Here is a 13,712-nt window from a genome sequence, read left to right on the forward strand (position 1 = left end):
GCTCGTCCCGGCTGGTGGCGTAAACGCCTTATCCGGGCCGCGATTCGTAGCCCCGGTAAGCGCGGCGCGACCGGGGGCATGACATCAACAGCGGAGCGCGAAGTCGCTCCTTGCACAGCTTAGTGAACAGGAGGAGGATATTCTGGCATGCGCGGAGGCCAACGATAAAAAATACCGTTACTGAAGCCATAGCTGAGTGAGATCAGCTTGGAGTGAATCCAGGATCGTTAAGATTGTGCTCTGGTGTCTTCCCAGAGACAGGCCGCGCGGAAGGGTGACCTGGTTCAATTTATCGAAGCTAGTTTGAAAGCAAGGTTATGAGGAATCCATATGTCTGAACAACAAGCACAAGGTGCCGATGAGGCCATTGACCTTAATAATGAACTGAAAACTCGTCGCGAAAAACTGGCTGCACTGCGTGAGCAGGGCGTAGCCTTCCCCAACGACTTCCGTCGCGATCATACCTCTGACCAATTGCATGCTGAATTCGATGCGAAGGATAACGATGAACTCGCTTCCCTGAACGTTGAAGTTGCGGTGGCTGGCCGGATGATGACCCGCCGCGTGATGGGCAAAGCCTCTTTCGTCACTCTTCAGGACGTCGGCGGCCGCATTCAGCTGTACGTGGCGCGCGATGACCTGCCGGAAGGCGTCTACAACGAACAGTTTAAAAAATGGGACCTCGGCGATATCATCGCCGCCCGCGGCAAGCTGTTCAAAACGCAAACCGGCGAACTCTCTATTCACTGCACCGAGCTGCGTCTGCTGACCAAAGCCCTGCGCCCGCTGCCGGATAAATTCCACGGCCTGCAGGATCAGGAAGTCCGCTATCGCCAGCGCTATCTGGATCTGATCGCCAACGAAGAGTCACGTCATACGTTCCGTATCCGTTCGCAGATCCTCGCGACCATGCGCCAGTTCATGGTGGCTCGTGGCTTTATGGAAGTCGAAACCCCGATGATGCAGGTGATCCCTGGCGGTGCGTCCGCCCGTCCGTTCATCACCCATCACAACGCGCTGGATCTGGATATGTACCTGCGCATCGCGCCGGAACTGTATCTGAAACGTCTGGTGGTCGGCGGTTTTGAACGTGTGTTTGAAATCAACCGCAACTTCCGTAATGAAGGGATCTCGGTACGCCATAACCCAGAGTTCACCATGATGGAACTGTATATGGCGTATGCGGACTACAAAGACCTGATCGAACTGACCGAGTCGTTGTTCCGCACCCTGGCGCAGACGGTGCTGGGCAAAACCAAAGTGCCATATGGCGACCAGGTGTTTGATTTCGGTAAGCCGTTTGAAAAACTGACCATGCGCGAAGCGATCAAGAAACACCGTCCGGAAACCAACATGGCGGATCTGGATAACTTCGACGCGGCGAAAGCGCTGGCGGAATCTCTCGGTATTCAGGTAGAGAAAAGCTGGGGTCTGGGACGTATCGTCACCGAAATCTTTGACGAAGTGGCGGAAGCGCATCTGATTCAGCCAACCTTCATCACCGAATACCCGGCGGAAGTTTCCCCGCTGGCGCGCCGTAACGACGTCAACCCGGAAATCACTGACCGCTTTGAATTCTTCATTGGCGGCCGCGAAATCGGTAACGGTTTCAGTGAGCTGAACGATGCCGAAGATCAGGCGCAGCGCTTCCAGGATCAGGTGAACGCCAAAGCGGCGGGCGATGACGAAGCGATGTTCTATGACGAAGACTACGTCACCGCCCTGGAGTATGGTTTACCGCCGACCGCGGGTCTGGGTATCGGTATCGACCGCATGGTGATGCTGTTTACCAACAGCCATACCATCCGCGACGTGATCCTCTTCCCGGCCATGCGTCCGCAGAAGTAATCCGTTGCACTCCCTCCCGGCCTGCGCCGGGAGGTCCTCCCTGCATTATCCCCATCCTGTCTTTTGCCCTGCTTTATGAACCGCTAACCGCTATTTATCGGGATGTTTTGCCGTGGCCAGACGCGCGACAATAGTGACCATTTCGCAAGGAGACGCTATGAGCAAATTTGGTATTGCCCTCATGACCGCGGCGGCTATTAGCCTGCTGAGCGGCTGCCAGGCGGCGAAGGAGAAGCATCCGACGCAGGAGGAACTGATCCGCCAGATGCAGCAGCGGGCCGCGGCCCCGGATACGCACACACTGCCGCCGGGCAAAGCCACGCAGGATCAACTGATGCGCTACGCCTTCACGCTCAGAGAGGCGGTTATGGTTCAATTGCCCAACAGCGCACGCTACCAGGGGAAAATATGCTCCGTGCGGCTGTCGCTTAACCGCAGTGCAAAACTGACCGGACTGCAGCAGGAGGGGGGCGATCCGGCGTTCTGCGCGGTAGTGACCGATGCGGTACTGCGCACGACCTTCCCGCCCTTTGCCAGCGAAGGGGTCTACCAGATCTTTAACCATCCGCTACTGGATTTTAAGCCTTAGCGCACCCGGCTTTCCGCCCCCGCCGGACGGCAGGGGCGGAGAGATTACTGCACTTTTTGCAGGGAGCCGCGCTGGCTGCCGTTTGTCCAGCTGCCGTTAAAGGCGTTGTTGAGGGTAAAGGCTGAGCTTTTCACCCGGAAAGTCAGTTTACCCTGGCTGGCTTTCGCCTCCTCGACCAGATGACCATGGGTTTTCACCGTTTTAGCGGTGACGGTAATCTCATCAATTTTATCGCCATACTCCGTATAAACATACCAGGTGCCCACCCAGGGGCCGAAGCCGCTGCTGGCCTGCTGCGCGGCGGCGGCATTCTCGGCTTTGGTTTTATGAATATCGCAGGTGGTCCCGTCGGTCATCTGCGTGCAGCCGGAACGTTCAAGCTGTTCCCGGTATTTCGCGCTAATGGCGTGGGCCGGCGCGGCGGCGACCAGCGCCAGGGTGAGGGTGGTGAAAAGCCAGGTCTTATTCATCTTATTGTTTCTCATCGCGATAGCGGCGTGCATTGTCATAAAGGTTGATACACATTGGTGCATTCTCCCGGTGGCGTCAGAATAAATATAACCGCAGCCATTCCTGATAAATAACTAGCAGGAAGGAGATGGGTTATTTATTGGTAAAACATCATTACCCTGATTTTATTTATCACTGTACCTTCCCGCTGCATGTCATATTATTGCAGAGAGAATGTTAAGTAATTGATGTTTTAAAAGTGACTATTTGTCACTTACGCAAATAACAGCAGGCCAGGCCTGGGCGCGCGGCTAAAGCCCGCGCCGGTGCGGTGTTGAGTTTTTTTCATATTGCTATCATCATATTTCGAATGAAAGGGATAACCTCTGAAGCGGGTTATTAAGCCAGTAATTTTTAGCCGCAAAATAAGCCGGCGGCAAGCATTATTTCCATTTATTTTTCAGGGTTACCTGAAATAGCGGATATATCGCCAGCGCAATGATGGATTTCCATCATTTCTCCGTTTTCATCGTCGGTCGTCGCCTGCTTATAGTGACGCCAGACAAGACCACAGGGTGAAAAGGAGAACAAGATGGCGACAGAGCATCTGCAGTGGGGCGTGAGCCCCCTGTGCTGGACCAACGATGTGCTGGAGGATTTAGGCGGCGATATCCCCCTGGATACCTGCCTGCGCGAGGCGCGGGAGGCGGGCTATCAGGGCATTGAGTTAGGACGGAAATTTCCCCGCCAGGCAGAGACGCTGGGCCCGCTGCTGGCGGCGGCTGACCTGCGCCTGGCGTCCGGCTGGTACAGCGGCTTGCTGGCCGAGCGCAGCGTGGAAGCGGAGCTGGAGGCGGTGCGGGAGCACGCGCAGCTCCTCCGGCAGCTCGGCGCGAGGGTGATGGTTTACGGCGAGTGCGGGCAACTGCCGGGTGAAACCCCGCTTGATGAGCCTATTTCACTCTCGCCGCCGTTAAGCCGTGTCAGCCTGGCGGCGTATTGCCACAAGCTAAATACCTTTGCCGACCTGCTGCTGCGCGACTATGGCCTCCAGCTGGCCTATCACCATCATCTGATGATGCTGGTGGAGCATGATGACGAGCTGGAGCGGTTTCTGTCCCATACCCATGACAACGTCGGGCTGGCGTTTGATACCGGACACGCCTTTGTCGCCGGGGTCGAGCTCCCGCGCGTGCTGCAAAAATATGGCCACCGTATCCGCCATCTGCATCTGAAAGACGTGCGTCCGCAGGTGCTGGGGCGTCTGTATCGTGAAAACCTGAGCTTTAACGAGGCGGTGCGCGCCGGGCTGTTTACCATCCCCGGCGACGGCTGCATCGACTATGCGCCGATCCTCGACTTCGTCCGGGACAGCGACTACCGCGGCTGGCTGATTATCGAAGCCGAGCAGGACCCGGCGATGGCGCCGCCGTTGGCCACCGCCCGCCGCGCCTTTGCCTGGCTGGCACACCATTTATCTTCCCCTTCACCGTTAGAGGAGCACGCAGCATGAGCGCGCGGTTAAATATCGGTCTTATCGGCTCGGGTTTTATGGGTCAGGCACATGCTGACGCGTACCGTCGCGCGGCCATGTTCTATCCCGATCTGCCGAAGCGCCCGCATCTCTACGCGCTGGCGGATCAGGATCAGGCGCTGGCTGAACGCCATGCGGCGAAACTGGGGGCGGAAAAGGCCTACGGCGACTGGCGCGAGCTGGTAAACGATCCGCAGGTTGATGTGGTGGATATCACCTCGCCGAACCATCTGCACTACACAATGGCGATGGCGGCGATCGCGGCGGGTAAACATGTCTATTGCGAGAAGCCGCTGGCGGTCAACGAGCAGCAGGCGCAGGAGATGGCGCAGGCGGCACGGCGCGCGGGGGTGAAGACCATGGTGGCCTTTAACAACATCAAAACGCCGGCGGCACTGCTGGCAAAGCAGATTATCGCCCGGGGCGATATTGGCGAACCGGTGCGCTTTCGCGGCACCTTTGATCAGGGGTTTTATAACGACCCGAACCTGCCCTGGTCCTGGCGCTGCTCGAAAACCCTCGGCGGCAGCGGCGCGCTTGGCGACCTTGGCGCCCATACCCTGTCGGTCGCCCAGTTTTTGCTGGGCGGGATCCGCGAAGTGACCGCCAGCGCGCAAACCTGCCTGCGCCAGCGTCCGGTGCCGCAGTGCGATGCCGGGTATGCCAGCCGGGTCGCGGCCGATGCTGAGTGGCGGGAAGTAGAAAATGACGATCAGGTTCAGTGCCTGGTCAATTTCGACAGCGGCGCGGCGGGAGTGATTGAGGCCTCGCGCATCGCCGCCGGGCGGATCTTCGGCGTGTTCTGGGAGGTTTCCGGCACCGAAGGCACGCTGTATATGGACGGGGAGCGCTTTAACGAGCTGCAGGTGTATCGCTTCAACGATGACAAACACGACCGCGGCTTTAAGACGCTGTATGCCGGGAGCCAGATCCCGGCCTATGCCGGCTTCTTCGGCTTCGATTTTGGCGGCGGTGGGCTGGGCTATTTTGACGTCAAGGTGATCGAAGTGCATGACCTGGTGCAGGGGATTTGCGGGGAGGGCGACTGCTATCCCAACTTCGAATTTGGTTTGCAGAATCAGCGCGTGCTGTCGGCGATTGAAGCCTCGATGGTCAGCCGCCGCTGGGTGAACGTGGTTAAAGACTAAGGAGCCGCTATGTTTCCCTCACACTTACCGATCCCGCGCCGCCCGGCGGCGCAGAGCATTCCCTCCCTGCGCTGGGGCATTATCGGTCCCGGCTGGATCGCCGAGCGCTTTGTGCACTCATTGAAAACCTACAGCCGGCAGCAGGTGGTGGCGGTGGCCTCCCGCAGCCAGGCGAAGGCCGAGCGGGTGGCCGCGGAATGGGGGATCCCCCAGGCTTACGGCCAGGTGGAGGAGATGCTGGCGCGCCCGGATATTGATGCGGTGTACATTGCGACGCCGCACAACCATCACTTTCCCGACGGCATGCAGGCGCTGAAGGCGGGTAAACACGTGCTGATTGAGAAGCCCTTCGCGCTCAACCTCGGCGAAGGGCGTGAGCTGCAGGCCGAAGCCGCCCGCCAGGGGAAGCTGGCGCTGGAGGCAATGTGGTGCGATTACGCGCCGAAATATGATGTGATCCGCCAGCTGCTGGAGGATGGGGCGCTCGGCGACCTGCATACCCTGCTGGCCGATCACGGCGAGTATTTCACCCCCGACCACCGCATCTTCAATGCCGACCTTGCCGGCGGGCCGATGATGGACCTCGGCAGCTATTTGACCTCGTTTGCGCTGATGGTGGGCGGCATGCCGCAGGAGATTGTCGCCCGCGGCAGCGCCACGGCGGAGGGGCTTAACGGTCAGACGTCGATGCTGTTTAGCTGGCAGAACGGGATGCAGGGGTTGTTAAACACGACGTTGTTCAGCAACACGCCGGGCGGGGCGGTGGTGGCCGGACGCCAGGCGACCCTGACGATCGACGGTCAGTTTTATGCCCCCGGCGGCTTCACGCTCGCCGCCAGCCAGGGCGGGCAGGCGCTGCGCTGGGAAGAGCCGCGCAATCGCTACGACCAGCTGTTCTGGCAGGCGGAGCATTTTGCCTGGTGCATCGGGCAGGGGTTGCAGGACTCGCCGCTGCGGTCGCTCAGTCGGGTGCTGCAGAATCTGCAGGTGATGGATGAAGTGCGGCGCCAGGTGGGCGCGGTGTTTAACGAAGAACGCTAAGGAGCCGGCCGGGCTTTGGTTTGCAGATAGCGCGAGCGTGTCTGCCATTGCCCGGCACCAGGACGCGTACGATGCCGGATGTCTGTTGCCCGGCGGCTCTGCGCTTGCACGGGCCTACGATTTTACTTCAACCGTTTGATATTAAAGCATATTAATGCCAGTGTTATGTAGGCCGGGCAAGGCATCGCCGCCGCCCGGCATAAAGGCTGGTACAGCGCCTGATGGCGGTTGCCACGCAACCACTCAGCGACAGTCGTCGACGGCGACAAACTGGCCATGCTGCAGGGACTGAACCGCCGCTTCGGCAATGGCCTGCGCCTGCAGGCCGTCCAGCAGGCCGGGCAGATCGGCCACGGTTTCACCATTCAGGGCGCGAATAAAGGCGTCAAGATGCTGGTAATAAGATCCCTGTACCCGGCTGAACCAGTCCGGCCACAGGCCCGGCTCAATGCGCTGATTGCCGCGCCACAGGGTAGGGCCCGCCGGCGACTGGCTACCGGACTCCAGCGCGCCTTCGGCGCCCAGCAGCGTGATCCGTTCATCATACCCGTGGCCGGTGCGGCGGGTGTTGTCCAGCTGCGCCAGCGCGCCGCCGCGCATCTGCATCATCAGGATGGAGGTGTCGACATCGCCAAATTCGGCAATGTCCGGCAGGGCCAGCGCCGCGCCCATCGCCGCCACGGTACGCACTTCATCGCCAGTGAGAAAGCGCAGGAGATCGAAGAAGTGGATCGCCTGATCGCGCATCTGGCCGCCGGAGCTGCGCAGATAGTCGAGCGGCGGCATGGTGGAGGCGCGGCAGACCATCTGCACCAGCTCGACCCGGCCGATCAGCCCTTGCTCCAGCTGGCGGCGGAGCTGCTGATGGCTGCTGTCGAAGCGCCGGTTAAAGCCGACAGTCACCGGCACGTTCAGGGGGAGCACCCGCTCCACCACCTCACGGGCGCGCGCCAGGGAGAGGTCGATCGGTTTTTCGCAATAGACCGCCTTGCCCGCCCGGGCGGCGGCTTCCAGCAGTTCGGCATGCGACGGGGTTGAACTGGCGATCAGCACCGCGTCGATGGCGTCGCTATGGATCGCCTCGCTCACTGTCACCGCCCGGGCGCCATAGCGGGCGGCCAGCGCCTGGGCGCGCTCCGGGGCGGCATCGGCCACCATCGTCAGCGCACTTCCTTCATGACGGGCAAGACTGGTGGCATGAACCTGACCGATAAAACCACTGCCTACCAGGGCAAAACGTTTGCAGATCATTTTTTTCTCCAGAATGGCGAGGGGACGTTGCCACCATAATCGGTTTGCTAAACTCACTGACACTGCCGTTTTGATGGATTTCCATCATGAAGAGAGGGGCGATGAAAAACATTTCACTGGCGATGCTGGCCAGACAGATTGGCGTCGGCGTGGCCACCGTTGACCGGGTGCTGAACGAACGCGGCGGCGTATCGCCGCAGACCACCCGCAAAGTGCTGCAGGCGGCGCGCGAGGCGGGGCTGAAGCGGATCCTGCCGGAGGAGCACCGCTTTCCCTGGCAGGTTGAGGTCTTTCTCAGCAGCAATGACTCGTTCTTCTTTCCCCAGCTGGCGCAGGATTTTGCCGCCGTGGCGGATAGCCTCGGCTATCGCCGTCTGACCCTGCACCGCACCTTTGTCCCGGAGTCGCAGCCGACGACCCTGGCCCGGCGCATTGTGCGCAGCTGCCAGCAGCGTCAGGGGATCATCGTCTTCGGCAATGACCATCCCGCAGTGCACGACGCGCTGCGCCGCTGCCGGGAGGCGGGCGTCCCGGCGATCACCCTGGCGACGGACCTGCCCGGCGCCGACCGACTCTGCCACGTGGGGATCAATCAGCTGCAGGCTGGCCGCACGGCGGGGTTAATGCTGGGGAGGATGACGCCGCGGCCCGGCGAGGTGCTGATGGTCAGCGGCCGGCAAGATTACAGCGCGCATCGCCTGCGCATTCAGGGGTTTCGCGAGGTGCTGAGCCAGCGCTTTCCCCACCTGCAGCTCAGCGACGTGCTGGCGGGTGAGGAGCGGCGGGAGCAGATCACCCGCCTGCTGGAACAAGCCCTGTGCCGCAGCCGGAATATTGTTGGGATCTATAACACCGGGCTTGGCAATACCCAGATTGCCGAGGCGCTGGCCCGCCACCGCCGCGAAGGCGACGTCTGCTGGATCACCCATGAGCGTTACAACACCACCCGGCAGCAGCTGGCGAAGGGGAGTCTGGCGTTAACGCTCGATCAGAACACCCGCCAACACGCCCAGCTGGCGATCGACCTGATGCTGCGCCATCTGGAGTCCGGCTACCAGCCGCAAACCTATGCCGACGGTAAAGTCGACTTTATCCTCTACAGCGCCGAAAACGTCGACTGAGTCGGTCGGCGTATCCCCTCCTGACCGCATGACTATCCCTGCGGGTAAATACCCGCCTGGCGGGGAAGCGATCGCGTCAAAGCGTTGTCTGCCTCTCATTTTTCGCTCATTTATGCGGCAATGTTAGATGTCTGTCAAAATTCTGTTACTGCATAGTTTTAAAATTTTCATTTCAGTTATTTACTTATAAAAGTTTCAAATGTCTTGTTAATGAAATAAATGGTCTGAAATCCAGGTTGCGGCGTAAATGGACTAACGTTTCAAAAAAGTGATGAAAAAACAGCCGTAATTTGTGATTTAGATCACGATGGAGTGCGAGAGGTGCCGCAGCGTCGTCGATATCACAGCAGACATTTGCCGCAACGTAACTGAAATTAATTTTTCATTTTGTTTCATTCACCGGCGTACCTACAAAATCAAGGATCAACTATGAATATTAAGAAAACGATTGTTGCCTCTTTGTTAGCCTGCATGCTGCCTGCGGTGGTTATGGCAAAAGACGTCTCTATTGGCGTCTCCATGGCGCTGTTTGACGATAACTTCCTGACGATCCTGCGGACCTCGATGCAAAAAGAGATGAAAAAAGACGGCGTTAAATCGCAGATCGAGGACGCAAAAGGGGATGTCTCCCAGCAGCTGCAGCAGGTGCAAAACTTTATCGGCCAGGGGGTGGACGCCATTATCGTCAACCCGGTGGATACCAATGCGGTGAAACCGATTATGGATCAGGCCACCAAAGCCGGGATCCCGCTGGTGTTTGTGAACCGCCGTCCGCAGGCGGAGCTGACCGACAAGATGGCCTATGTGGGGTCGGATTCCATTCTCGCCGGCCGTCTGCAGATGGAAGCGCTGGCGAAAGCGATGAACGGTAAGGGCAATGTGGCGATCCTGCTCGGCGACCTGGCGAATGAGTCCACCCGCGATCGTACCAAAGGGGTGGAAGAGGTGGTGGCGAAATACCCGAACATCAAAATCGTCCAGAAGCAGACCGCGAAATTTACCCGCAATGACGCGGTGGACGTGGTCAGCAACTGGATGACCAGCGGTGAGGATATCCAGGCCATCGCCTCCAACAACGATGAAATGGCGATCGGCGCCCTGCAGGCTCTGGGCAAAAACCCGAACCATATTCTCATCGCTGGCGTGGATGGCACCCCGGATGCCCTGCAGATGCTGAAGAGCGGCAAAATGATCGCCACCATCTTCCAGGATGCGAAAGGCCAGGGTGAAGGCGCAGTCGACGCGGCCATCAAGCTGGCGAACGGCGAGAAAGTGGAAAAAATCATCGACGTGCCGTATCAGCTGATCACCAAAGAGAACATGGCTGAATTTACCAACCGTAATCAGAAATAGTCCTGGCCAACCCGTGGTACGGAGGTGGATGTATGAACGCTTTTGCACTTGAAGCCGAAGGTATCAGTAAGTTCTTCCCCGGCGTGAAGGCGCTCGATAATGTCTCATTGCGCGTGCGTCCGGGAACGGTGCATGCCCTGATGGGCGAGAACGGCGCCGGTAAATCCACGCTGATGAAGTGCCTGATCGGTATCTATCGCCCCGATAAAGGGTCGATTCGCGTGAAAGGGGAGCCGGTGGAGTTTACCGACACCATGGATGCGTTGCGCTCGGGGATCTCGATGATCCACCAGGAGCTCAATCTGGTGCCGCATATGACGGTGGCGGAGAATATCTGGCTGGGGCGCGAGCCGATGAAGTACGGCTTTGTCGATCACGGCCAGCTGACCCGCCAGACCCAGGCGCTGCTGGACAAGCTTAATATCCGCTTAACCGCCGACCGACTGGTGGGCGACCTGAGCATCGCCGCTCAGCAGATGGTGGAGATTGCCAAGGCGGTTTCATGGAACGCGGATATTGTGATCATGGATGAGCCCACCTCGGCGCTGACCGAAGGCGAGGTGGCTCACCTGTTCACCATCATCCGCGACCTGCGCGCCCAGGGTAAAGCGATCATCTATATCAGTCACAAAATGGATGAGATCTTTGCCATTACCGATGAGATCAGCGTGTTTCGCGACGGCACCTGGGTGGGGAGCAAAAACACCACCGAATTTACCCGGCAGTCGCTGATCACCCAGATGGTGGGCCGCGAATTAACCCAGCTGTTTCCGAAATTTAATAACACCATCGGCGAAGAGGTGCTGACGGTGCGCAACCTGACGCGCCAGGGCGTGTTCCATGACGTCAGCTTTACTGTACGCCGCGGTGAAATCCTTGGCGTGGCCGGGCTGGTGGGCGCCGGGCGCAGCGAGGTGATGGAAAGCCTGTTCGGTATGGAGCGCTTCGACAGCGGCGAAGTGCTGATCGACGGGGCGCCGGTGACCATTGATTCCCCCTCCGTGGCGATTGAAAAGGGGATGGCGTTATTAACCGAAGACCGCAAAAAGTCGGGCCTGTTTCTGGTGCTGTCGGTGCTGGAAAATATGAGTATCGTCAAAATGCCGGAATATATCGGCAAGAGCGGTTTTGTCCAGCACGTGAAAATGGCCGAAGACTGCATGGAGCAAATTCGCCGGCTCAATATTAAAACGCCGACGATGGATCAAATTATTAATAACCTCAGCGGGGGGAATCAGCAAAAAGTCCTGATTGCGCGCTGGCTGTTAGCGCAACCGAAAATCTTAATTCTCGATGAGCCGACCCGCGGTATCGACGTCGGGGCGAAGGCGGAGATTTATCATCTGATCAGTGAACTGGCGAATCGGGGGGTGGCGGTCATTATGGTCTCCTCTGAGCTGCCGGAAATCCTTGGCATGAGTGATCGGGTTATGGTGATGCATGAAGGCCGTATCACCGGCATCCTGGAAAAAGACGAAGCCGACCAGGAAACCATTTTGTCGTTGGCATCCCATTGAGGCACAGAGAATGAGTAATATGAAATTAACGGCGGCTCCGGCCAGCGAGGGTTCCTCCTTCTTCGCTAATTTGCGGCATAAAATGCCGAAAGATACCGGCATCTTTGTGGTGATGCTGGTGATTGCCCTGACTTTTGAAATTGCCGGCTGGTATGTTCGCGACCAGTCGTTCCTGCTCAATACCAACCGCCTGGTGCTGATTGTGCTGCAGGTGGCGATCATCGGCATCATCGCCGTCGGCGTCACCCAGGTGATCATCACCACCGGGATTGACCTCTCCTCCGGCTCGGTTATCGCCCTTGCGGCGGTGGTGGCGGCGAGCCTGGCGCAAACTTCCGACAGCCTGTCGCCGATGTTCCCGGCGCTGGTCAACCTGCCGGCGGTGATCCCCATTTGCGCGGGGATCGGCGTCGGCCTGCTGTGCGGCCTGACCAACGGTTTTCTGGTGACGCGGACCGGTATTCCGCCGTTTATTGCCACCCTCGGGATGATGGTTTCGGCGCGCGGTCTGGCGCAGTATTACACCCAGGGCAACCCGATCAGCTTCCTCTCCGACAGCTTTACGGCGATAGGTCAGGGGGCGATGCCGGTGATTATCTTCTTCGTGATCGCCGCCGTGTTTCACATTGCGCTGAAGCATACCCGTTATGGCAAATATGTGTATGCCATCGGCGGCAACATGACATCGGCCAAAGTGTCCGGCATCAACGTGAATAAGTACCTGGTGATTGTCTACACCATCGCCGGGGCGCTCTCCGGGCTGGCGGGGGTGGTGCTGGCGGCGCGCGTCAGCAGCGGCCAGTCGAGCATGGGGATGTCCTACGAGCTGGACGCGATTGCCGCCGCGGTGATCGGCGGCAGCAGCTTAATGGGCGGGGTGGGGCGCATTACCGGCACCCTGATTGGCGCGATGATCCTTGGTCTGATCAAAAGCGGTTTTACCTTTGTCGGCGTCGATGCCTACGTGCAGGATATTATTAAGGGCATCATTATTGTCGCCGCGGTGACCATCGACATGCGTCGCAACCGGAAAAAACACTAATCTTATCAACGGGCGGCAGCGGCGAAGGATGTCGTTGCCGCCCGTCCTGTCCAGAAATAAACAAAATACGCCCCGCCAGGCGCGGCTGTCTGTTTTGCCCACGCGGCTCATCCTGTACAGTTTTGCCACTTCCGTTGTCTATTCGTCAGGGGGCCCATGCGTGGCCTCCGGTTTCTGGAGTCGTATGAATACACCATCCGTCGTCAAATCCTCGCCGCTCTGGCGACCGGCAAGCAGGGGCATTATCGTCACGCTGATCGCCGGACTGGCGATCCTGGCGCTCGGTCGGGGCGTGAATTTGCCGGCCAGAGAGGTTTACCGTGAGATGCAGACCCGCCAGCTGGAGGAGGATGCGCAGTGGGTGGCGCAACGCCTTGAGCTGCGAATGAACACGCCGGCGCCGCAGCGGGAAGCCGCCTGGCCGTTGGCGGCGATGCGCGCCGAACTCCATACCCTCGCCCGGCAGCGGCATTATCAACTGCTGCTGGTGAATGGCGACGGGCATCTGCTGGCGGCGTCGCATGCGCTGCCGGCCAGCGTACTGGCCCAGGTGCAGGCGCAGTTCCCCAGGGAGATGCAGCCGCCGCTGTTCGGCAGCCACTACCAGACTATCCAGCCTTTCGCCCCGCACCAGCGGATGTTAACCCGCGCGCTGAACGGCGAGGCGGGGCTAACGGGCTGGAATCTGGTGGTGCTGGCGCCGGACGGCGGATTGCCCTCGTTACTGATGGCTTACCGCTGGCCGGTGACGATCGGCCTGGGCATGCTGTTTGCCGGTGCGCTGCTGGCGGTGAGGCAGGCAGCGCGCGCCCGGCGAA

At 59.2% G+C, this 13,712-nt stretch carries 11 protein-coding genes and 1 pseudogene; 10 read left to right on the top strand and 2 right to left on the bottom strand.

Going from position 1 to position 13,712, the window contains the following annotated elements; translation table 11 throughout:
- The first annotated feature begins 330 nt into the window (after window positions 1-330).
- On the top strand, window positions 331-1,848 hold the full coding sequence (gene lysS, locus SPE70_RS06035; RefSeq protein WP_064170491.1) for a lysine--tRNA ligase: 1,518 nt from the start codon (window positions 331-333) through the stop codon (window positions 1,846-1,848).
- A gap of 157 nt (window positions 1,849-2,005) precedes the next feature.
- Window positions 2,006-2,437: a cell envelope integrity TolA C-terminal domain-containing protein gene (locus SPE70_RS06040; RefSeq protein WP_012968783.1), complete on the top strand. Its 432-nt coding sequence runs from the start codon at window positions 2,006-2,008 to the stop codon at window positions 2,435-2,437.
- Window positions 2,438-2,481: 44 nt separating this feature from the next.
- Here SPE70_RS06040 and SPE70_RS06045 read toward each other — a convergent pair whose 3' ends face one another.
- Window positions 2,482-2,907, bottom strand: a complete 426-nt coding sequence (locus tag SPE70_RS06045; RefSeq protein WP_032730969.1) for a hypothetical protein — start codon at window positions 2,905-2,907, stop codon at window positions 2,482-2,484.
- A 572-nt stretch (window positions 2,908-3,479) separates the two neighbouring features.
- Between SPE70_RS06045 and iolE the strand changes: the two genes are divergently transcribed.
- The 3 genes from iolE to SPE70_RS06060 are packed head-to-tail and all read left to right on the top strand — an operon-like array spanning window position 3,480 to window position 6,610.
- Window positions 3,480-4,400, top strand: a complete 921-nt coding sequence (iolE, locus tag SPE70_RS06050; protein ID WP_022064711.1) for a myo-inosose-2 dehydratase — start codon at window positions 3,480-3,482, stop codon at window positions 4,398-4,400.
- Window positions 4,397-5,569: a Gfo/Idh/MocA family protein gene (locus tag SPE70_RS06055; RefSeq protein ID WP_048271497.1), complete on the top strand. Its 1,173-nt coding sequence runs from the start codon at window positions 4,397-4,399 to the stop codon at window positions 5,567-5,569. Before iolE ends, SPE70_RS06055 begins: the two co-directional genes overlap by 4 nt.
- A gap of 9 nt (window positions 5,570-5,578) precedes the next feature.
- Window positions 5,579-6,610, top strand: coding sequence for a Gfo/Idh/MocA family protein (locus SPE70_RS06060; RefSeq protein ID WP_063266821.1), 1,032 nt, complete (start codon window positions 5,579-5,581; stop codon window positions 6,608-6,610).
- A gap of 243 nt (window positions 6,611-6,853) precedes the next feature.
- Here the strand turns inward: SPE70_RS06060 and SPE70_RS06065 are convergent, their stop codons facing one another.
- Window positions 6,854-7,861 (bottom strand): Gfo/Idh/MocA family oxidoreductase, encoded by a 1,008-nt coding sequence (locus SPE70_RS06065; RefSeq protein WP_032729511.1) that lies wholly within the window; start codon window positions 7,859-7,861, stop codon window positions 6,854-6,856.
- 101 nt (window positions 7,862-7,962) lie between these two features.
- On the opposite strand from SPE70_RS06065, the gene SPE70_RS06070 reads away from it, so the two are divergent.
- The 5 genes and pseudogenes from SPE70_RS06070 to SPE70_RS06090 all read left to right on the top strand — a co-directional run bounded on the left by SPE70_RS06070 (window position 7,963) and on the right by SPE70_RS06090 (window position 13,688).
- Window positions 7,963-8,982 carry a LacI family DNA-binding transcriptional regulator gene (locus tag SPE70_RS06070; protein WP_032701031.1) on the top strand — a complete coding sequence of 340 codons (1,020 nt, stop codon included), beginning with the start codon at window positions 7,963-7,965 and terminating at the stop codon, window positions 8,980-8,982.
- 429 nt (window positions 8,983-9,411) lie between these two features.
- Window positions 9,412-10,335, top strand: coding sequence for a sugar ABC transporter substrate-binding protein (locus SPE70_RS06075; protein ID WP_002892597.1), 924 nt, complete (start codon window positions 9,412-9,414; stop codon window positions 10,333-10,335).
- A gap of 32 nt (window positions 10,336-10,367) precedes the next feature.
- Entirely contained in the window at window positions 10,368-11,852 is a 1,485-nt protein-coding gene (locus SPE70_RS06080) for a sugar ABC transporter ATP-binding protein (protein WP_004202401.1), read from the top strand.
- Window positions 11,853-11,871: 19 nt separating this feature from the next.
- Window positions 11,872-12,894, top strand: coding sequence for an ABC transporter permease (locus tag SPE70_RS06085; RefSeq protein WP_004152946.1), 1,023 nt, complete (start codon window positions 11,872-11,874; stop codon window positions 12,892-12,894).
- A gap of 184 nt (window positions 12,895-13,078) precedes the next feature.
- Window positions 13,079-13,688 (top strand): annotated as a pseudogene (locus tag SPE70_RS06090) (hypothetical protein).
- The last annotated feature ends 24 nt before the right edge of the window (window positions 13,689-13,712 follow it).

It is taken from the genome of Klebsiella sp. ZJOU C1 (genome assembly GCF_035620215.1).
Taxonomy (GTDB): domain Bacteria; phylum Pseudomonadota; class Gammaproteobacteria; order Enterobacterales; family Enterobacteriaceae; genus Klebsiella; species Klebsiella variicola.

What these genes read in the sequence shown, in the direction of transcription:
- lysS (WP_064170491.1), top strand. Translation starts at nt 331, where the DNA reads ATGTCTGAACAACAAGCACAAGGTGCCGATGAGGCCATTGACCTTAAT.
- SPE70_RS06040 (WP_012968783.1), top strand. Translation starts at nt 2,006, where the DNA reads ATGAGCAAATTTGGTATTGCCCTCATGACCGCGGCGGCTATTAGCCTG.
- SPE70_RS06045 (WP_032730969.1), bottom strand. Translation starts at nt 2,907, where the DNA reads ATGAATAAGACCTGGCTTTTCACCACCCTCACCCTGGCGCTGGTCGCC.
- iolE (WP_022064711.1), top strand. Translation starts at nt 3,480, where the DNA reads ATGGCGACAGAGCATCTGCAGTGGGGCGTGAGCCCCCTGTGCTGGACC.
- SPE70_RS06055 (WP_048271497.1), top strand. Translation starts at nt 4,397, where the DNA reads ATGAGCGCGCGGTTAAATATCGGTCTTATCGGCTCGGGTTTTATGGGT.
- SPE70_RS06060 (WP_063266821.1), top strand. Translation starts at nt 5,579, where the DNA reads ATGTTTCCCTCACACTTACCGATCCCGCGCCGCCCGGCGGCGCAGAGC.
- SPE70_RS06065 (WP_032729511.1), bottom strand. Translation starts at nt 7,861, where the DNA reads ATGATCTGCAAACGTTTTGCCCTGGTAGGCAGTGGTTTTATCGGTCAG.
- SPE70_RS06070 (WP_032701031.1), top strand. Translation starts at nt 7,963, where the DNA reads ATGAAAAACATTTCACTGGCGATGCTGGCCAGACAGATTGGCGTCGGC.
- SPE70_RS06075 (WP_002892597.1), top strand. Translation starts at nt 9,412, where the DNA reads ATGAATATTAAGAAAACGATTGTTGCCTCTTTGTTAGCCTGCATGCTG.
- SPE70_RS06080 (WP_004202401.1), top strand. Translation starts at nt 10,368, where the DNA reads ATGAACGCTTTTGCACTTGAAGCCGAAGGTATCAGTAAGTTCTTCCCC.
- SPE70_RS06085 (WP_004152946.1), top strand. Translation starts at nt 11,872, where the DNA reads ATGAAATTAACGGCGGCTCCGGCCAGCGAGGGTTCCTCCTTCTTCGCT.